Here is a 17,158-nt window from a genome sequence, read left to right as displayed (position 1 = left end):
TCATGCCGCTGGACGGTCAGTTGCGGAAGAGTCATGATGCCTGTTCACGGGCCCGGGCCGCCACTGGCACATTCGCGCCTGGTGACGGAAACCGGCTGATCACGTGTGGCGAGTGGTAGGGCTGCGTCGGCGGCGGGGCGGGAAGCGGCCACGGCCCCCGTCGCGGTGGTCCCGTCGCTCGCCGGAGGCCGGCGACTGGGACCGGCCGGGTTCTCTCGGGGGCAGCGTGCCGCGCCGGCGGTGGCCGGGCAGGGCGGCGCTGTAGCGGTGCTCGGCGATTCTGTCGGCGTGCTCGATGTTGAGCCGGTGGATCACGTATGCCGCCGCTGCGATGAGGACGATGAAGGCGGCGGCCGTCAGGAAGGCACTCATGGCGGCCGCCCTCACATACCGACGATCAGGCGACTGCGCCGACTGGGCGGACCGGGCTGGTGGGGGGCGGCCGCGAACACCGTCCAGGCGCCGCCCTCGTATTCCCATGCCTCGTCCAGGTCCAGTGATTCGGCGGTTGAGGTGACGCCGTGCCGGGCCTCGTCCGCGGCGATGAGCGCGCTAGCGGTCAGGGGCGGTCCGTCGCAGTGGGACGCGGCGGCCATCAGTCGGGCCGCCGACTCCGCTCCGGTTTCGGGCGGAATGATCAGCAGGTCCCAGCGGCCGGTGCCGTAGGAGAGGAGCAGCAGCCCGTGCGGGTCGATTTCGGGGGTGAACCAACCGACCTTGACGATGTGGCCAGCGACGGGAACCTTGCGCGGGATGACCGGCCAGTACCTCGGGTTGACGGCGATGCGCGTGATGCGGCCCCACAGGGGGTCCAACACGTGGGTCAGCGCGGGCAGTTCACTCAACAGATCCCGGGAGCGGGGCCACCAGGCACCGTCCAGGAGTCCATGGGAGGCGCCGTCGGTCCTCAGGGCGAGACGCGTGGCGGGGGTTGCGACGGGCTCGGGGTGCGGCAGGGTTGGGTGCAAGGTCGCCGACATGATGCGGACCCGTCTCCGGGCCGCCTCTGCGGCGGCCCGGGTTTCATCTCTCGCCGAGAACGACCCAGCGTGGAAGCCGGTGTGCGAAGTGCTCTCGGTACTGTCGACACTACTCCGCGCTCGGCCGCGACGCGGAGGAATGGCCGCCTAGATGCGGAGCAGTCTCTGGGTGATCTCCCGGTACTGCCTCAGTGCGTGCCGAAGTTCGTCGGACTGTGCGTCGAGGTTCTGGTCCTGCCAGCCAGCGCGCAGTAGACGCCGTCGTTCCGCGAGGGCGTTCACTAGCTGTGCGCTGGCTTCGTCGTAGGCGCTCTCGGCCTCTTGCAGTGCCTCGAGCGGGGTGTCGGCGAAGGTGTTGAAGGCGTGCCGGAGGCGCTGGACGATCTTGTCCTGTTCGTCCGACGGGAGCAGCGTCTCAGGGCTCGGGCTGCGGCGTCCGGCCTGGCCCGGAGTCTGGCCGGCCGGCTGCCGGGCGCGTGTCTGGTCGTACATCATCGGGGCCACTTCCGTTCCGCCTGAAGGCGTCCTTGGTCTTCTCCACGGCCCGTTCCGGGCAGTCGCATGAGCACGCCGGCCCGCGGCTCTGTTGCGAACCGCGAACCCGATGACCGGGTTCCACGGTTTCGGCGCCACAGACGTGCCGACCTCGGCGGCGAGGTAGACGCCCGCCTGCGGAAAACCGCACGACTGGTGGTGTGGGACCGGCCATGCGGCCCGAAATTCAATGCGCTGCAGCGGTTGGTCCCGTTCTTGACGGGGGTGAGGCGTCGGTGAGGTCGGCGCCGGTGGCGGCGTCTCGCTGGGAGTGGCCGACTCCGTGCCAGTCCAGGCACATGACGGTCGCGTCGTCCTCCAGGTGACCGTGGCCGGCGTCGACGATCGCCCCGATGAGGGTGCGAGCGGCCTCGCGGGGATGCAACCCGCGGGTGCGGACGGTCAGGTCCGCCAGGTCCAGGCTCTGGGCGTTGCGTTCCAGCATGCCGTCCGTCAGCATCACGAGCCGGTCGCCGGGTTGCAGGTCAAGCGACTGCACGCGGTAGTGGTGCGGGGGCTGGAAGCCGAAAGGCAGATCGACCTTCGGGACGATCTGCTCCACTTTCCCCTTCCGTATCCGCAGCGGCCAGGGGTGTCCGGCGTTGATGAACTCGGTCTTGCCGTCGAGCAGGCTGATCCGCAGCAGCTGACCGGTGACGTAGCCTCCATGTCCGTGCTTGCGCATGGCTTGGTCGGCCTGGTGGGCTTGCTCCTCGAGGCTGGTGCCTGCCCGCCGTGCCCGGCGCAGGGCGCCTACGACCAGGGTGGCCAGCAGCGCGGCGGCGACGTCGTGGCCCATGGCGTCGGTGACGGACAGCTGGACGGCGTCCCGGTCGATGACGTAGTCGAAGGTGTCTCCCCCGACGTGGTCGGCAGGCTCCAGCGCCCCGGCCACTGCGAACTGCGCCGCCTCACATGCCAGCGAGGCCGGGAGCAACCGGTGCTGGATCTCCGCGGCCAGGCTCAGCGGGACGGTACGCCGGCCCCACTGGTAGACGTCGGTGAAGGACCGGTTCGCGATGACGATGTAGGCCAGCGCGTGCGCCGTCTTACCGATCTCCCGCATTGTCTCCGTATCCGGCGCCGCCGGAAGGAACAGCTCCAGGAGGCCGATGGCGTCCCCGCGATTGGTCACCGGAGCGACGATCCGCACCGGCGCACCATCGCCCTTGTCCTCGACACCCGGTCGCTGGCTGCGGATCACCTCGTCGTACAGGGTGCCTCGCAGCGGGATGCGCCGGGCCGGTTCATCGGTCTCGACACTGCCAGCAGCGCCCAGCCGTACGACTGAGCTGCCGCTGAAGTCGGTGATCAGGAAGGACACCGACGCCGCCCCCAGGCGCTCCCTGAGCATGCGTGCGACCACATCGAGCGACTCCACGGGCGCCGCGGCCTCCGCCGCCTCCAAAGTCTCCACCAGCGTCAACGCGTCGCCCGCGCGATTGCCGTCTGACCCCCATCCGGTCACGGCGCCTCCTCGTTCTCGCTTCGATGCCGCTCAGGACTCGCGGTCGCGGACATGCGGGCGGGCGGTGGCCAGTCCCACACCGGACAGGTCATATGGCACCCGGTGTCCCGCGTCCGGGTACCCAGCCGCCCGGCGCTCACCGTTCTCGGGCCGTGTGCGGTGAGGTCCGGCCCCTGTGCGCCCTGCGCTGCCGCATGTACCCCATGTGGCAGCCAGAGGGACGGCATTGAAATGCACGGTGACGGCGGCGAAGTTCACTGCTGCTGCTGCGACGGCGGGTCGCGCCTGCTCGTCGGTCAGACGGCCGTGGGGGCCCCAAGCATCGCGGAAGCCGTTTGCAACGGGCTGAGAATGCGCCCCGGTGTGGCGGCCCGGGCGAGGTCGCGGCAGGTGAAGCCGAGCTGGGTCATGGCCCGCAGGACCTCGTCGGCGCTGAAGTCGCGGCGGTCCTGGCGTGTGATGACCTGCCCGACCTGCTTGACGGGGTAGGTGCGACGGCCGATGGTCACGGACGCGCCGATGACTTCCTCCGGCTTGACGCCTTTCATCGATTCCACGACGCCGATCTTGGTGAGGTCGAAGGGGAAGCGGGCGATGACACAGCGCATGGTGCCTCACTAGTAGAAGAACGAGAGGATGGTTCTGCCGCGCGGTCGAGGCGGTCAGCGGGCCAGGGAGAGGACTCCTAGGGCGTTGCCGTGTTCGTCGATCACGGGCAGGGCATCGAGGTGGCGGTAGCGCATCGAGTGCTCGGCTTCGGCCATCGTGGTCACGGGCGAGGCGAAGGGCCCCGGGTCGACGAGGATGTCCCGCAGCTGGACCCGGTCCGTGTACACGGAGCTGTCGCGGACCGCGGTGAGCTGGGTCCAGGTGAGAAGTCCGGTGCACACCCCGTCGTCGTCGCAGACGAGCAAGTGCCCGGTGCGGGCGCTTGCCATGACGGACAGGGCGACCTCGACGGTCATGTCGTCGCAGACCTGCGGTCCGGCGATCTCCATGACGTCCGCCACCGTCCTGGGCGCGGGGGCGACGCGCATCGCCAGGGGTTGCATCTGAACCGTCGTCAAAACGTGCCTCCTGCAGAGGTGGACCAGTTGTCTGAACCTGAACGCGAAGTCTTTACGCCGCCGCGTCGAACGAGGACTGCCGGGTCGTGCGCCGGGCGGTTGAGGCGGGGCTGCGTCGGCCTCGTGAGGACGACGTGCTGCGCTGACGCCGCTCGGCGACGGGCACGGTGATCGTCACGGGGATGCCCGAGGGCGCCTGCGCGCCGGTGATCCGGCCGAGTGCCTCTTCGCCGGAGCGGACCTCGGTGGTCTGGGGCGTGATGCCGGCAGTGGTCATGAGGCGGGTCATGTCGCGCCGCTGGTTGGGGGTGACCAGGGTGACGACCATGCCGGACTCGCCGGCGCGGGCGGTGCGTCCGCCGCGGTGCAGGTAGTCCTTGTGGTCGGTCGGCGGGTCGACGTTGACGACGAGGTCGAGGTTGTCGACGTGGATGCCGCGGGCGGCGACATTCGTGGCCACGAGCACGGTGACGTGCCCGGTCTTGAACTGGGCCAGGGTGCGGGTGCGCTGCGGCTGTGACTTGCCGCCGTGCAGGGCGGCGGCCCGCACTCCGCTGTTGAGCAGGTCCTGGGTCAGCCGGTCGACGGCGTGCTTGGTGTCAAGGAACATGATCACCCGACCTTCGCGCGCCGCGATCTGCGTCGTAGTCCAGTGCTTGTCCGCGCCGTGGACGTGCAGCACGTGATGCTCCATCGTGCTGACCGCACCGGCGGAGGGGTCGACGGAGTGGACGACCGGGTCGGTGAGGTAGCGGCGGACGAGCAGGTCGACGTTGCGGTCCAGGGTGGCGGAGAACAGCATCCGCTGGCCCTCGGGGCGCACCTGGTCCAGCAGCGCGGTGACCTGGGGCATGAAGCCCATGTCGGCCATCTGGTCCGCCTCGTCCAGTACGGTGATCGCGACCTGGTTCAACCGGCAGTCACCGCGGTCGATGAGGTCCTTGAGCCGGCCCGGCGTCGCGACGACGACCTCGGCGCCGCCGCGCAGCGCATGAGCCTGCCTACCGATCGGCATTCCTCCGACGACCGTGGCGAGACGCAGGTGCACCGAGCGGGCGTAGGGGGTGAGCGCGTCGGTCACCTGCTGGGCCAGCTCACGCGTCGGCACGAGGACCAGGGCCAGCGGCTGGCGGGGCTCGGCGCGCTGTCCGGCGGTGCGGGCCAGCAGGGCCAGGCCGAAGGCCAGGGTCTTGCCGGAGCCGGTGCGCCCGCGTCCCAGGGCGTCGCGGCCCGCGAGGGTGTTGGGCAGGGTCGCGCCCTGGATCGGGAACGGGACGCGCACGCCCTGCGCGGTCAGCGCCGCCAGCAGCTGCCCCGGCATGTCGAGGTCGGCGAACGCCTCGACCGCGGGAAGCGCGGGAGTGATCGTCTCCGGCAGGGCGAACTCGCCCTGGACCGCTGCGGTACGCCGGCCGTAGCCGCCCGAACGGCTCGGACCCGCTGAACGGCTCGGGGCGGACGATCCGAAACGGCCGCCGCGCTTCGAACCGGCGGCGGCGCCGAAAGCGGGGCCGTCGCCACGGTTGCGGCGGGAAGAACGGTCATTCGTACGTGCGGAGTTCATCGAGAACCCTTCCTTGATACGGCACGCGTCAAGGAATTCCCGCAACAAAAGCAGCGCAGGGAGTCACGAGAACGAACCGAAGGGAATGCGAAACTGAATTAGGGGTGCAGCAGTCTGGTGCGCATTTCATCGACGGAATTCCTGACGCCCTATGGACGCGAAATCCCGGACACTTACCGGTTTTCGCCTGCGGCGAGGCGTGCGCGCCCATGGACGAGGGACCGGGCACGTTTCTCGTCCCGCAGGTCGCACCACTGCAGGAGACGTCCGCAGCCGGGGCCTGCACCCCGAGGGATGCGGGCCCCAGCTACGAAGTGCGCGTCAACGTCAGGCGAGGACGATGTTCTCGGCCGTCGGGCCCTTCTGGCCCGCCGCGATGTCGAAGGAAACCTTCTGGCCCTCGAGCAATTCACGGAAGCCCTGTCCGGCGATGTTCGAGAAGTGGGCGAACACGTCGGCGCCCCCACCGTCCTGCTCGATGAAGCCGAAGCCCTTGGCCGCGTTGAACCACTTCACAGTGCCTGACGCCATGTCATATCTCCTCTTGGGCAGTACGCCGGGCCCCGTGATGCACGGATACCGGGTCGCCGCGATGATGCCCCGCCCGGAAGATGACCGGTCACACGAAAAAAGCGCGCCAGCGGCTGAAGATGCCGACGAAGGCGCTTGAAGTCTTTGGGAACCACAACTGCAACTGAGATCGACAATAGCACGAGACGGCGGGCAGGGGGTCATAAATGACTCGCCCTTCTCGCTGCAGCAAAAAAACACCTTCCACACGACATGCAAACCCTGACCTCGTGGCCATAGATATTGACCGCCACGAAGCTCAGTGCCTCAGGAAAAACGGCCGCCGTTGAAGCGCTCAAAAGAGCGCGACCGGGGTGGAGACTTCCACCCCGGCTTGTACCCCGGGGGCCCGTGCGCCGGTCTCGCCGCGCATCCGGGCTGCCGGTCGGGCGAACGAGCGAGCGGGCAGGCCGGCAGGCGTGCCGTGATGTGGCGGTCAGTAGGCGGCGGGGGAAATGGCGATGCAGTGCGCGGCGAAGGTTGCCACGGTGTACGCGTGGAACACCTCATGATCGCGACGCTTTGGGGATTGTGGCAACGGCGGTCGCCACCGCGCACAGCTTCCTCGCCTGGTTCATGGGCGACTTCATTCCCGTGCTTGCCCCGGCGCTGCGATGGCTCCCTGCAGCCGACGGCGTCGACACCGGTGAGGAATCTGGCCAGATCAGAGACGCCGAGAAGGCGTTCATCCGGCTGCGTCTGTTTCTGATCGCCCTCCAGAGTCCGGGACCGAGGACCCCGTGTGATGAACCGCTGCACGATCCCGTTCTGCGATGTGCGTGACGGCGGCTGTTGGAGGAGGCCGCCGGGAACCCGCTGGCGCTGACCGAGCTGCCGGTCGCGTTGCAGTCGGTCGGCGGGGCGTACGCGCTCAACCCGGGTCCGCTGCCCCTGACCGCATGGCTGGAGCGGACGACTCGACGGGTGCGAGGTTGGGCAGGCAGCCTCTCGCACTCTTCGCCGTCCACGGACGGCTAAGGTCCTTTCCATGCCATCTGGTTTTCACGCTGTCCCAAGAGCTGCTTGCTGCTCCCGGCGGGGCAGAGGTCGCTGCACCGGTGATCGGCTGGCCTTGTCCGACACCGCCAGCAGCCCAGTATCGCTCGGCCGGACTGTGGGGCCGGCCTCCGGCTGGCCCCTTCGGTACACCTTCCCCGCACCTGCGCTCGCCCGCGTCAACGACCAGACCTTTCTCCGTGCCGGTTGACAAGCACGGCGCCCACCTCCTTTACCGCCTCGGCGACGTGACCACGGCACCGTCCGCCGGACGCGGGCGCTGCTGTCGACCGACGCCGAAGCCACTGGCTCACCGCCACGACGACGGGCCCCGAAGAGAGAAGCCATTTTCGGGGGCCCGGCGCTCGTGGATGCGGCTCTGAGGGGTTCCGAGCGGTTAAGCGGCCTGTATGGCGTGGGGGGTGAGCAGCGTGTCGGTCTCGGTCACGCGCAGTACGTGCGCGGGCTGGGGCTGCAGGCCGGTGACGAGGAGGTGGCCGCCCTCGGCCAGGAGGCGGCGGCGCAGCTTCAGCAGGAGGTTCAGGCCGGTGGAGTCCATGAAGGACACCCATGCCAGGGGTATCAAGCGCGTGACGTGGGGGCACGCACAGTCGAGCAAGACAACCCGCACCGCATCCCGGCCACGTGACGTGACCGCCAGGAGCGGCGCGGGGCTTCCTGCCAAACCAGGCTGGTTGTCCGTCCAACGTCGCACAGACCCGACAGCGGCCGCCAGCGTGCCCGGGTAAAGGCTTACACCGGCACAGTGCCGAAAGCGCTTCCCAAGCGAGGCACACAGGCAGGAGCAGAGCAGGGTGCTACCGCGCGTTGGCCTCGCCTGGCTTTGCCAAGCCGGGGCCGGCTGGAGTCCTGGACACGCAACGCACCCGCCAAGCAGGCTGAGTGACCGGTCGCGATGTGTGCTTGACGCACGTGGCCTCGGTAACTGATAGATCACCGCGCCGCGCGGCGGAGCCGGCATGGGGGACGGGTACAGGGCATCCGAGGCGAAGGGGGTGAGAGGCAGGGCTGAATCCTGGAGCCCGGCTCCGCCGCCAGCGCCGCGTCCTCCTCGCGGCTGTCCGAGTTGATCACTTGATGTCCTAGATGGCTCGGCGCCTGATGGGGTTGCGGGCAGACCCTTCGAGAAAGTGAACGGTAGAACCCCAAGTCCCCTTGGTACGGTGCACTGATGTCAGTGATCAAGAAGTTCCAAGTGACTTTTGACTGCGCAGAACCTGAGCGTCTCGCTCGTTTCTGGTGCGAGGTGTTGGGATACGTCGTACCGCCGCCACCGGAGGGGTTTGCCACTTGGGATGATTACAAGCGCTCACAGCCACCTGAGCAGCGGGATTCTTGGTTTGCCTGCCTTGATCCCTCAGGAGTGGGCCCGCGGTTGTACTTCCAGCGCGTCCCCGAGGGGAAGGCTGCCAAGAACCGGGTGCATCTTGATGTGCGGGTCGGCACCGGACTGGTGGGAAAGGAGCGCCTCACGGCACTTGAGGCTGAATGCGCACGTCTGGTCCCCCTCGGCGCGGTACACGTGCAAACGCTGTATGACGGCAATGATTCATGCATCCCGATGCTGGATATCGAGGGCAACGAGTTCTGTATCGACTGAGCGTCTGGGGCGGGAGTCATCCCGTGAGGGCGAGGTTGTGCAGCCGGGCGAAGCCGAGCATGGCGGTGTGGACGCCGTCGCCGCGCAGGCGGCATTTGGGGAGGATCTTCCAGGTGTTCATGCGGGCGAAGGCGTGCTCGACCCTGGGTGCGTACCCCGCTGGCGGTCGTGGCCATGGTCCTCACTCTGCTCCTCGTACCGCAGACGGACTCCGCCCGCCTCACAACCCGTAGCAAGGGCGGATTTAGGACCGGCGCCGCGCACCACCGGCAGCGGGGGCTGCAGTCGTGGCCGTACTTCCAGGCCTTGCGCTGGCATGCGGAGCAGGGACCGATCTGGCTTCCCAGGCAGACGAACGTCGAGGGGTCAGGGTCGGTGACCGGAGGCGGGAGAGTGCTCATCGTGGTGGTGTCCTTGCGGCGAGGGACGGGGTAGGGGGCCGGGTTGGCGCCGCGGGCTTAACTGATCGTGTCAGAATGAGTTGAGTCGCGGGTCTTGTGCTCGGCGATCTTGGTCGACAGGGTGTCCGGGGGGGAGCATGCTGATCTTGTTCCTGACGACCTGTGGAAGCGGGTGGTCCCACTTCTGCCGCCCGCTCCCGAATGGCGCCACCACTACCCCGGGCGGCTGCGTGTGCCCGGTCGAGTGGACTCGCCGGCGTCATGTACGTGCTGCGGACCGGTGTCGCGTGGCGTGATGTCCCTGCAGAGACCGTGGGCTGCTCCGGAGTGACGGCCTGGCGTCGGCTGCGGGACTGGACCGAGGCCGGCGTCTGGCGACGCCGGCACGCTGTCCTGCTGACCCAGCTGTGCCGCACCGACCTGCTGGACTTGGACGACTGCTCACTGGGCGGGTCACACGTCCGGGCTCTCAAAGGGGGGATCACGTCGGTCCCTCGCCTGTCGACCGTGCCCGTTCCGGCTCCAAGCACCACCTGATCGTCGACCGCCACGGAACCCCGTTCGCCGTGACGGTGCCCGGCGGGAACCGACACGACGTCACCCAGCTCCTGCCCCTGCTAGACGCCGTCCCAACGATTCGAGGTCTGCGGGGACACCCTCTCCGCAAGCCCGGCGTCTGTTCGCGGACTGGCGCTACGACTTCGACAAGTACCGCAGTCTGCTGTGGAAGCGCGGCATCAAGCCGCTGATCGCCCGACGCGGAGTCGCCCACGGTTCCGGACTGGGTAAGGTGCGCCGGGTGGTCGAGCGTGCCTTCGCTCGGCTGCACCAGTTCAAACGGCTCGGCATCCGATACGAACGACGCGCTGATCTCCATCAGGGTCTGCTCGAACTGGCCTGCAGCCCTCATATGCCTCCGTCGCCTACGAACCTCCTCCTGAAGCGATCAGTTGGCTACGCTGAACCACCCCTGCCGCATCTCGTTCAGAAGTGGTTGCAGCGACCGCACTGCGGACCGCAGGTCCTGATCCGTGACGTCCAGAGGCTCCGGCAGGCTCAGCCCATACCCGCGCAGCTGCCAGAGGTCGAAGACTTCGCTCCCGTCGGCTGCGAAGCCCCCGTCGACCTCGGTGCCGTTGTCGCACACGAAGCGGCACCCTGCCCCATGAACCTTGTGGGAGTAGGTGCCGATGTGATCACTCTGGTTGATCCGGCGCGAACGGGCCAGGCCGACGACGTCTGCCAGTCACCCGAGCAAGGGGATCGCCACTCTCATGGCCTCGTCAATCGCGTTCAGAGTGCGGACGTAACCGAGCACGAGGTCTCGCGCAGCCCCAACCGTTCCATACGGCGTCATTCCCCCCTGAACTCGTGGCCGAAGGGATTGCTCCATGGGCCGCCAGCGTCTCCGCTGGACAGTCTGAAACGATCAGTTAGTGCCTGTGTCTGAACCCTCGGCCGAGGTCCGGACACAGGCGGTCTCAGGCGGTGGCCTGGCCCGGCAGGTCGAGGAGGGCCAGTTCTTCCTCGGTGAGGCGAATGGCTGCGGCGGCGATGTTTTCGGCGAGGTGGGCCGGGTTGGCGGTGCCGGGGATGGCCAGCATGTGGGGTCCGCGGTGGAGGGTCCAGGCCAGCCGTATCTGGGCGGGCGTGGCATCGTGGGCGCGAGCGACTGTGTGGACGCGGGTGTCCTGTTCCCGGGCGGGGGGCGCCTCGCGCTGCAGGCTGGAAATGGCGAAGAACGGGACGAAGGCGATGCCCTGTTCCCGGCACAGGTCCACGAGCCCGCTCCGGTCGGCGCGGCGCCAGTCCAGGCCGTAGGAGTTCTGCACGCAGACCACGGGCGCGATCGCCTGGGCCTGGGCGACGTGCTGCGGCCGGATGTTGGAGAGCCCGAGGTGCCGGATCAGGCCCGCGGCGCGCAGCTCGGCGAGGGCGGCGAAGTGCTCGGCAACCGAATCCATGCCGTCGCTTCTCAGGTTCACCACGTCCAGGTGATCCCGGCCGAGCTGGCGCAGGTTCTCCTCGACCTGGCCGCGCAGCTGGTCCGGGCGGGCCATGGAGAGCCACTCGCCGGAGGGCGCGCGTCCCGGGCCGACCTTGGTCGCCACGATCACGTCGTCGCGCCAGGACGCGAGGGCTCGGTTGATGAGCTCATTTGCGGAGCGCAGCGGCGAGAAGTAGAAGGCGGCCGTGTCGATGTGGTTGACACCCTGCTCGAACGCGCTGTGCAACAGGCGGACGGCGACATCGCGGTCGACCGGGGTGCCGTCGGAGTTCCCCCTCATGCCGTTGCCGGTCAGCCGCATCGCGCCGTAGCCGACGCGGTTCACCTCCAGGTCTCCGAGCTTCCAGGTCCCTGCTGCCGCTGCTGCTGCGTTCACCGTGCTCCTTCACCTGCTGGTTCGTCAGGGTCTGGAGTATGCGGCGGCTGCGAGGTGCTGCGACAGGTCAACAGGCTGGGTGAAACACCACATCCGTATCGGGAACGAACCGTCGCGGCCCGGCCGTTGAACCTGTTGAGAGACGTTCGGTCAGGACGTCGTAGGCACTCGAACCACAACAAAGCGATCAGGCTGCTGTCTGCTGGAAATACTGATACGGCGCGATCACGCACCTGATGGCCGGAAGGGCAGCCGCTCACCCACACGTCGTGGGCCCCGTCCAGGGCCTGGCTTGTGAGCGGCGGGCAGTGCCGCTCAGTCCAGTTCCTTGCGGCGTAGGTCGCTGAGCCACCGCTCCGGACCTGATCACCGAGGGCAACCTTGCAGGCAGCTGTGCGACACGGCTGGGATCCTGCGGGCCCGAATGTCCGGTGCACCCTGTTTGTTTATGACATCGACCCCGTGAATCCCCAGATGGACAACTTTGCGGGAGGCGACCTGTGAGCCTGTGAGGCGACGGCACTCGACCCCCTGTCATGCTCACCGAACGTCACGGGCTGAGCTGTCACGGCCCTCGCTCGGCCACCGACGCTCGCCGCCGTCGCGGCTGCGGGAGGCCGCGTGCAGTCGCAGTCCTCGTCGGAGCGCGGCACGGGGATCTGCGTCGTGACGGTTCACGCTGCGGTGGGGCTTTGGCGGTGTTCGCACATCCGCAGGTCGGGGCCGGGGCAGCCTGCTTCGGTGGGCGGGGCCGAAGCCGGGCTGGGGCAGTACCTCGGCGTCGGACGCACAGCGGGTGAGGGCGATCACTTACTCGGTGCCGCCGCCGTCCGCCTGGCCGCCGCTTCGCGATCGTTGTGATCCCGCCCGCTACGGCCGGTCTGCGGTGGACGCGTTGAGCACGTCCGTGTCCCTGCCCAGGGCTGTGGCCTGCTGCCTCGTGGTGGTCTCGGTCTCGGGCTCGGCGGCCGCCGTCCTTCTGGCGCCCTCCATGCAGAGCTCCGGGCGGACGACCGTGCCTGCACCGTCAGTTGCTCTGCACCGTCAGTTGCTCGTGCCGCGCCAGGTTGCGGGAATGCCGGAGACGGTGAGTGCGCTGCGGGTATGCGATGTGGCGGTGTGGATGGGGCACCGGGCGGAGGGTCACGCCTTCCCTCGCCGACCTCGGCAGCGAGGGAGCACTTCCAAAGTTCTGGCGTGTGAGGGTCCCGGGCGTTCGCGTGGAGTGGCCGCGGGCGTGGGGGAGGGGTGTGGGCTCGGGGCCGGAGAGCCGCTGGCCGCGCGGTCCTGAGGCTGGAGGGCCCACGCAGGTGAGTAGTCGGCTGGTGGCGGCGGAGTCGCAAGCACCTGGTAGTGGCGCTGCCAGCCCAGCGGCCACCCTCCCCCGGCGCCGGGCAGTCCCAGCTCCGCGAGCACGGCGGCCCGCTCCCGGCGCGTTGCCCAGCCCGTCCCTCGCGCCCTTGCGCCTGCAGCCCTCAACGAATGGCTGTGACAAGCCCCGAGTTGACCGACGTACACTCCATCCACGATGAAGCGATGTGTTCATTTCACCGAGCAGGCCGGACGATTCCGCGACTACATCCCGACCGATGACCGGAAGACACTGCTGCACATCGTCGACCAGATCGCCAGCGACCCGCACGGCCCACACACCCACCTCGCCTACAGAGACGATGACGCCATCCGCTCGACCTGGACCGAGAGCGTCATGGTGCACTACCTGGCGACCCCATCCGCCGTGGTCATTATCGAGGTCGACATCTATGACGCCGGCAGAGGCTTCAACATCGTGTAACTAGGTGTCGTGTAGTGACCTCGTACCGATGTCTGCCAGCTGCGCCTTCTGAGACAACGTCCACCACGCCTGCCGCTTCTCTGGCTCGCCGCCATTGAACCCGTGACAGACGAAGTTCGACAAGCTTGTGGAGGAGTCCGCCGAATCTCTCATGTTCGGCCATCGGATGGTTCCTGGCCGGCCGTTCTGTGGACGGGGAGCGGAAGACCGACGCGACGTTCTGACGTGCGGGCACCCGCGTCCTGCCCGAGGGCGAAGGCAGGGTGTCCCGTTCTTCCTGCCGGGCTGGGTGGCAGCGCTTCCGCGTCAGCGGCTTGACCGCGACTGGCGGGGCTGGCTACTGGGCGCTGTGAGAGAACGAGGACGCCACCGTCGCCACCGTGCGCGACTCGGGCCCTGCCATCGCCGCCGCGCAGAGCGGCGGTATCGGCCTGGTCTCCGCCGCAGCCGTGGGCAGTGCTGTGTACGGACTGGCAACGCGCAAGCGCCGGGAGTCCATGCGCGAGTGGGTGACGCCCCTACGAAGCGCTCGCCGTGCCGCTGGGCGGAGCTGACCTGCCCGCGCCGCTACCTCCACATACCCAGGAACTTCTCCGACGACGACGCGCAGATACGCATCGACGTCCCCGTCCACATGCGGTTCACCGAGGACCTGGTCGCCGACCTCATCGTCAAGAAACTCGCCCTGGAGAACGTCTCCTTCACCTGGCGCCGCGCAGGCAAGGACACCCACGTCATCGTCAAAAAGCGTCAGGGCCCGCCCAAGATGCTGCGCCTGTGCGACAGCTCCCTGCCTGCTGCCGCTCCAACAGACGACGCACCCCAATCGCCTGGGCAGCACAGCCCTACGGCCGGCCATTAACAGGGGATTCCGGTGCTCTACGACGGCGCCCCCGTCCCCTGGTCGTCAGGGGACGGGGGCGCCGTCGTAGAGCACCGGACGGGAAAAGCCCTATGGGCAAGACACGGCCAGGCTCAGCAGTTCTTCTCCTTGATTCCCGATCCCTCGGTCCAAAGGATGCCGCCGTAGCGGAAGCTCTCGGTCTTGTTCGCCCCGATGGAGAAATCGGGGTCGCTGCGAGCTGCGACGGTGACCGAGAAGCACGCCTTGTGGCCGCACGAGTTCTTGACCTTCACGTACCTGCCGGTACCGCTGTTGTACCAGTCGAGGACCTTCAGGCAGCTGGCCGTGACGCTTACGTCGGAAGCGCCACCCGCCTGACTGCTCGGTGCTGCCGAAGCCGCACTCGCGGAACCGATCGCCAAGGCGAAGGACGATACGGCTATGGCGACAGCGCTCAACTTGCGCATGTGTTCTCCCCTTTTGACACGCTTTTTGTGAGCCGGGTCAAGGCGCACAGGTGATTCCTTCCACCTGTTGGCGATCTTTTCGCCGTGTCATGGCCCTAGCAAGGTGGTGGTGAGGGGTGTGCACTCTTCGCCAACTGACTGTGTACTCTCCGCCAAGGCCGAGTTGCTGAAGCACCTGTGCTGGTTCGGGTTGTATGGCTGGTCGGACGGCGGCCTGGGTGCAGACCCCAACCTGGAGCTGATCAAAGCAGGTCTGGGCGGGGACGCTGTGGGCATCCTCTTCCTGGACATGACCGACGTCGGCCCCAACCGGGGGCGGGTCATCCCTAAGAGCTCGTAACACGATCTTGTTGAGGTGCCCTGGTCGGGCGTGACCGATGTGACGATTCGGCCGTTCGGGAGGCTGTGAGTACTCGGCCATGGATCGTGGATGATGACTTGGGGATGCTAATCGAGCCGCTGCTACCGCCCTGGCCGGAGCGGTCGCCGGGGCCGCTCCTGGGGGTGGACCGACTGTGTCTGCAGGGCATCCTCTACGTCCTCCACAACGACATAGCCTGGCAACTCCTGCCCCTGGAGTCGAGGTTCGGCTCCGGGCAGACCTGCTGGCGGCGCCTGGAGAGGTGGCAGCAGGCAGGAGTCTTCAACCGGCGGAAAGCGGGCAGCAAGCACCACTTGATCTGCGACGGACGCGGCACCCCGCTCAAGGTCACCACCGCCGCCAACGTCAACGACGTCACCCAGACCCTCGACCTGGTCGACGGCATTCCTCCCGTATCCGGGCGTCCCGGCCGGCCACGCCGCCGCCCCGATTCGCTGCTCGGCGACAAGGGCTACGACTCCAACCGCCACCGCGAGGTGCTACGCAAGCGCCGAGTCCTGCCGGTCGTCTCCCGCAAGGGCGCCCCGAACATCAAGGGCCTGGGCAAGATCCGCTACGTCGTGGAGCTCCTTCGTCCCATTGGCCTGGCGGCCTCATCTGCTGGAGGCGACTGAAGAAGCACCGATCATGACCGTCCACGAGCTTTAGCTACAACCCACACCACTCACCCAGAGGGCCGGCCGCCTGCGTCTGGGTGAAGCTGTGCCGCAGGTACCACGCCCGACCGATGTCCAGAACAAAGTCGCCCGTGAACGCTGCGAGGTCATCCATGATCGGGACTTCGACCTCGGCATCCGAAGGCACGGTGCCGTCTCCTACGAGCAGAGACATCCGCTCAGTGCTACTCATCAGATGCACGACCGCGTGATCATCTCGGAAGGCCAGGCTCAGCACCGGGAACTCCCTGTTCGGCGAGCGAACCTCGACATATCCCTGACCACGCGAACGCAGCTCGTTGAAGCGGTCTGACAGATCCTTCACCTCGGAACATCTCTCAACCGGATAGAACAGTCCCGATTCTGGCGACGTCGCCGCCCACACCACGCTCATCCAGCCCATCTTCCCCATTACAGGTCATCGCCCACGATCCAGGGCCACGCTCCCACGCTCCACCAACGACTACCGGGGCTGGGGCGCACGATCGTGTTACGAGCTTTTAAGGTGCAGGCCACCGCAGCACGTGACCGAGGACATCGAGGGCATGCCCGCCATCCTCGGCCGAGCCGAGGAAAACGACCTCATGCATGCCTCGCCTGGGTCAAATCAAAGGTCTAATTTGTGGAGTCGTGGGCTATCGCTGCGGGCCTGCAGCCGACGCAGCTGCCAGATCACCCCCGCCGCCGCCAGGCGCTGACCGCACCAGGGGGCATGCCGGCCTGACTCCAAAACTTACACAGCACTCCACTGTGATGCATCGCTCTGCGATCCCCTGCCCACACTCCGGGCGAAGCACCGGAACGCCATCCCGGAATCGAAGGCCACTATGGAGGATGAGCGTAGCCAGGTACCCCACCCCCATCTCCCCCGAGAAACCCTCATCTTCGTTACCCGGCAGATGTGTTGCAAAGCGGCAGTCGAGGGCAGGCGATGGAGGAGACGGAAGGGAGAGTCATGACGGAACGCTCTGACCTGCGTACGCCGCCAGCATGGGCCGTGCCGGGTAACCGGTGGACACCGTGGGTTTTATGGCCTTTGCTCTGCTGGAGTATCACGTTGCTGGTATGGCGGATAAGCGATGGCGCCAGCACTGTTCGCATCCTGGTGGCAGTCGGCTTGATCCTCATGTTCGGCTCGCTGCTGGCCGCCAATCGGGCCGCGAGGCGCAAACGGAACTGAGGGGGTGTCGGGCCACTCCCGCCAGACACTCTCTCAGTCGTCCTCCCGGCGAAGCCGGCAGGGCGGGAGCGCAGCGGACGCCCGCAGTTCCCGCTTGCGGGAACTGCGCTCCGCTTCAGCATTGGAGCGAAGCGGAAATGCTTACATAAAGCGCGCAGCGCTTTATCAGAAATCCGCTTGCGGATTTCACGAATTCGCGAAGCGAATTCCATATGCCCCGGCCTGCCGGGGCATATCCCGCTCCGCGGG

The 17,158-nt window shown here is 67.6% G+C and carries 20 protein-coding genes and 2 pseudogenes; 7 read left to right on the top strand and 15 right to left on the bottom strand.

Annotation, left to right across the window (positions count from 1 at the left end):
• Positions 1-99 precede the first annotated feature (99 nt).
• The 8 genes from ACGFSH_RS26350 to ACGFSH_RS26315 form a co-directional block, all read right to left on the bottom strand.
• Positions 100-372: a hypothetical protein gene (locus tag ACGFSH_RS26350; protein WP_393352879.1), complete on the bottom strand. Its 273-nt coding sequence runs from the start codon at positions 370-372 to the stop codon at positions 100-102.
• 11 nt (positions 373-383) lie between these two features.
• The gene (locus tag ACGFSH_RS26345; RefSeq protein ID WP_393352876.1) at positions 384-980 is read right to left on the bottom strand and encodes a DUF5994 family protein; all 597 of its coding nucleotides are present in this window, start codon (positions 978-980) and stop codon (positions 384-386) included.
• 147 nt (positions 981-1,127) lie between these two features.
• On the bottom strand, positions 1,128-1,475 hold the full coding sequence (locus tag ACGFSH_RS26340; protein ID WP_393352874.1) for a hypothetical protein: 348 nt from the start codon (positions 1,473-1,475) through the stop codon (positions 1,128-1,130).
• A gap of 226 nt (positions 1,476-1,701) precedes the next feature.
• Positions 1,702-2,940: a PP2C family protein-serine/threonine phosphatase gene (locus tag ACGFSH_RS26335; protein ID WP_393353277.1), complete on the bottom strand. Its 1,239-nt coding sequence runs from the start codon at positions 2,938-2,940 to the stop codon at positions 1,702-1,704.
• A 338-nt stretch (positions 2,941-3,278) separates the two neighbouring features.
• Positions 3,279-3,590: an SCO5918 family protein gene (locus ACGFSH_RS26330; protein WP_393352871.1), complete on the bottom strand. Its 312-nt coding sequence runs from the start codon at positions 3,588-3,590 to the stop codon at positions 3,279-3,281.
• Between the two features lie 54 nt (positions 3,591-3,644).
• The gene (locus tag ACGFSH_RS26325) at positions 3,645-4,049 is read right to left on the bottom strand and encodes a CBS domain-containing protein (RefSeq protein WP_393352869.1); all 405 of its coding nucleotides are present in this window, start codon (positions 4,047-4,049) and stop codon (positions 3,645-3,647) included.
• Positions 4,050-4,101: 52 nt separating this feature from the next.
• Positions 4,102-5,613, bottom strand: a complete 1,512-nt coding sequence (locus tag ACGFSH_RS26320) for a DEAD/DEAH box helicase (RefSeq protein ID WP_393352868.1) — start codon at positions 5,611-5,613, stop codon at positions 4,102-4,104.
• A gap of 327 nt (positions 5,614-5,940) precedes the next feature.
• Positions 5,941-6,144, bottom strand: coding sequence for a cold-shock protein (locus ACGFSH_RS26315; RefSeq protein ID WP_393352867.1), 204 nt, complete (start codon positions 6,142-6,144; stop codon positions 5,941-5,943).
• Positions 6,145-6,714: 570 nt separating this feature from the next.
• On the opposite strand from ACGFSH_RS26315, the gene ACGFSH_RS26310 reads away from it, so the two are divergent.
• Positions 6,715-6,966, top strand: coding sequence for a hypothetical protein (locus ACGFSH_RS26310; protein ID WP_393352865.1), 252 nt, complete (start codon positions 6,715-6,717; stop codon positions 6,964-6,966).
• A 610-nt stretch (positions 6,967-7,576) separates the two neighbouring features.
• Here ACGFSH_RS26310 and ACGFSH_RS26305 read toward each other — a convergent pair.
• On the bottom strand, positions 7,577-8,161 hold the full coding sequence (locus tag ACGFSH_RS26305) for an STAS domain-containing protein (RefSeq protein WP_393352863.1): 585 nt from the start codon (positions 8,159-8,161) through the stop codon (positions 7,577-7,579).
• A 210-nt stretch (positions 8,162-8,371) separates the two neighbouring features.
• Here ACGFSH_RS26305 and ACGFSH_RS26300 point away from each other — a divergent pair, with 210 nt between their 5' ends.
• Positions 8,372-8,800 carry a VOC family protein gene (locus ACGFSH_RS26300; protein WP_393352861.1) on the top strand — a complete coding sequence of 143 codons (429 nt, stop codon included), beginning with the start codon at positions 8,372-8,374 and terminating at the stop codon, positions 8,798-8,800.
• A gap of 16 nt (positions 8,801-8,816) precedes the next feature.
• Here the strand turns inward: ACGFSH_RS26300 and ACGFSH_RS26295 are convergent.
• Positions 8,817-8,945, bottom strand: a pseudogene (locus tag ACGFSH_RS26295) (IS5/IS1182 family transposase); the annotation flags it as partial.
• 377 nt (positions 8,946-9,322) lie between these two features.
• Between ACGFSH_RS26295 and ACGFSH_RS26290 the strand changes: the two are divergent.
• Positions 9,323-10,142, top strand: a pseudogene (locus tag ACGFSH_RS26290) (IS5 family transposase).
• A gap of 5 nt (positions 10,143-10,147) precedes the next feature.
• On the opposite strand, the gene ACGFSH_RS26285 reads toward ACGFSH_RS26290, so the two are convergent.
• From ACGFSH_RS26285 to ACGFSH_RS26275, 3 genes are all read right to left on the bottom strand, one after another.
• Positions 10,148-10,411 carry a DUF6896 domain-containing protein gene (locus ACGFSH_RS26285; RefSeq protein ID WP_393353276.1) on the bottom strand — a complete coding sequence of 88 codons (264 nt, stop codon included), beginning with the start codon at positions 10,409-10,411 and terminating at the stop codon, positions 10,148-10,150.
• A gap of 271 nt (positions 10,412-10,682) precedes the next feature.
• Entirely contained in the window at positions 10,683-11,585 is a 903-nt protein-coding gene (locus tag ACGFSH_RS26280; RefSeq protein ID WP_393352860.1) for an aldo/keto reductase, read from the bottom strand.
• 870 nt (positions 11,586-12,455) lie between these two features.
• Positions 12,456-12,578, bottom strand: a complete 123-nt coding sequence (locus ACGFSH_RS26275) for a hypothetical protein (RefSeq protein WP_393353296.1) — start codon at positions 12,576-12,578, stop codon at positions 12,456-12,458.
• On the opposite strand from ACGFSH_RS26275, the gene ACGFSH_RS26270 reads away from it, so the two are divergent.
• The 3 genes from ACGFSH_RS26270 (at position 12,577) to ACGFSH_RS26260 (ending at position 14,242) form a co-directional block, all read left to right on the top strand.
• The gene (locus tag ACGFSH_RS26270; protein WP_393353274.1) at positions 12,577-12,876 is read left to right on the top strand and encodes a DUF6308 family protein; all 300 of its coding nucleotides are present in this window, start codon (positions 12,577-12,579) and stop codon (positions 12,874-12,876) included. The genes ACGFSH_RS26275 and ACGFSH_RS26270 overlap by 2 nt on opposite strands.
• 237 nt (positions 12,877-13,113) lie before the next feature.
• The gene (locus ACGFSH_RS26265; RefSeq protein WP_393352858.1) at positions 13,114-13,380 is read left to right on the top strand and encodes a hypothetical protein; all 267 of its coding nucleotides are present in this window, start codon (positions 13,114-13,116) and stop codon (positions 13,378-13,380) included.
• A gap of 505 nt (positions 13,381-13,885) precedes the next feature.
• On the top strand, positions 13,886-14,242 hold the full coding sequence (locus tag ACGFSH_RS26260) for a hypothetical protein (protein ID WP_393352856.1): 357 nt from the start codon (positions 13,886-13,888) through the stop codon (positions 14,240-14,242).
• 113 nt (positions 14,243-14,355) lie between these two features.
• On the opposite strand, the gene ACGFSH_RS26255 is transcribed toward ACGFSH_RS26260, so the two are convergent.
• On the bottom strand, positions 14,356-14,691 hold the full coding sequence (locus ACGFSH_RS26255; protein WP_393352855.1) for a hypothetical protein: 336 nt from the start codon (positions 14,689-14,691) through the stop codon (positions 14,356-14,358).
• 444 nt (positions 14,692-15,135) lie between these two features.
• Between ACGFSH_RS26255 and ACGFSH_RS26250 the strand changes: the two genes are divergently transcribed.
• The gene (locus ACGFSH_RS26250) at positions 15,136-15,687 is read left to right on the top strand and encodes a transposase (protein ID WP_393352853.1); all 552 of its coding nucleotides are present in this window, start codon (positions 15,136-15,138) and stop codon (positions 15,685-15,687) included.
• Between the two features lie 34 nt (positions 15,688-15,721).
• Here the strand turns inward: ACGFSH_RS26250 and ACGFSH_RS26245 are convergent, their stop codons facing one another.
• Entirely contained in the window at positions 15,722-16,123 is a 402-nt protein-coding gene (locus ACGFSH_RS26245) for a hypothetical protein (RefSeq protein ID WP_393352851.1), read from the bottom strand.
• Positions 16,124-17,158: the final 1,035 nt, after the last annotated feature.

This window comes from Streptomyces sp. NPDC048481 (assembly GCF_043200075.1).
GTDB lineage: Bacteria > Actinomycetota > Actinomycetes > Streptomycetales > Streptomycetaceae > Streptomyces.
The sequence above is the reverse complement of the archived record's forward strand: the minus strand, read 5'-3'. Positions and strand labels throughout refer to the sequence as shown.

What these genes read in the sequence shown, in the direction of transcription:
- ACGFSH_RS26350 (WP_393352879.1), bottom strand. Translation starts at nt 372, where the DNA reads ATGAGTGCCTTCCTGACGGCCGCCGCCTTCATCGTCCTCATCGCAGCG.
- ACGFSH_RS26345 (WP_393352876.1), bottom strand. Translation starts at nt 980, where the DNA reads ATGTCGGCGACCTTGCACCCAACCCTGCCGCACCCCGAGCCCGTCGCA.
- ACGFSH_RS26340 (WP_393352874.1), bottom strand. Translation starts at nt 1,475, where the DNA reads ATGATGTACGACCAGACACGCGCCCGGCAGCCGGCCGGCCAGACTCCG.
- ACGFSH_RS26330 (WP_393352871.1), bottom strand. Translation starts at nt 3,590, where the DNA reads ATGCGCTGTGTCATCGCCCGCTTCCCCTTCGACCTCACCAAGATCGGC.
- ACGFSH_RS26320 (WP_393352868.1), bottom strand. Translation starts at nt 5,613, where the DNA reads ATGAACTCCGCACGTACGAATGACCGTTCTTCCCGCCGCAACCGTGGC.
- ACGFSH_RS26315 (WP_393352867.1), bottom strand. Translation starts at nt 6,144, where the DNA reads ATGGCGTCAGGCACTGTGAAGTGGTTCAACGCGGCCAAGGGCTTCGGC.
- ACGFSH_RS26305 (WP_393352863.1), bottom strand. Translation starts at nt 8,161, where the DNA reads ATGCCGGCTCCGCCGCGCGGCGCGGTGATCTATCAGTTACCGAGGCCA.
- ACGFSH_RS26300 (WP_393352861.1), top strand. Translation starts at nt 8,372, where the DNA reads ATGTCAGTGATCAAGAAGTTCCAAGTGACTTTTGACTGCGCAGAACCT.
- ACGFSH_RS26270 (WP_393353274.1), top strand. Translation starts at nt 12,577, where the DNA reads ATGCAGAGCTCCGGGCGGACGACCGTGCCTGCACCGTCAGTTGCTCTG.
- ACGFSH_RS26275 (WP_393353296.1), bottom strand. Translation starts at nt 12,578, where the DNA reads ATGGAGGGCGCCAGAAGGACGGCGGCCGCCGAGCCCGAGACCGAGACC.
- ACGFSH_RS26265 (WP_393352858.1), top strand. Translation starts at nt 13,114, where the DNA reads ATGAAGCGATGTGTTCATTTCACCGAGCAGGCCGGACGATTCCGCGAC.
- ACGFSH_RS26255 (WP_393352855.1), bottom strand. Translation starts at nt 14,691, where the DNA reads ATGCGCAAGTTGAGCGCTGTCGCCATAGCCGTATCGTCCTTCGCCTTG.
- ACGFSH_RS26250 (WP_393352853.1), top strand. Translation starts at nt 15,136, where the DNA reads ATGCTAATCGAGCCGCTGCTACCGCCCTGGCCGGAGCGGTCGCCGGGG.
- ACGFSH_RS26245 (WP_393352851.1), bottom strand. Translation starts at nt 16,123, where the DNA reads ATGAGCGTGGTGTGGGCGGCGACGTCGCCAGAATCGGGACTGTTCTAT.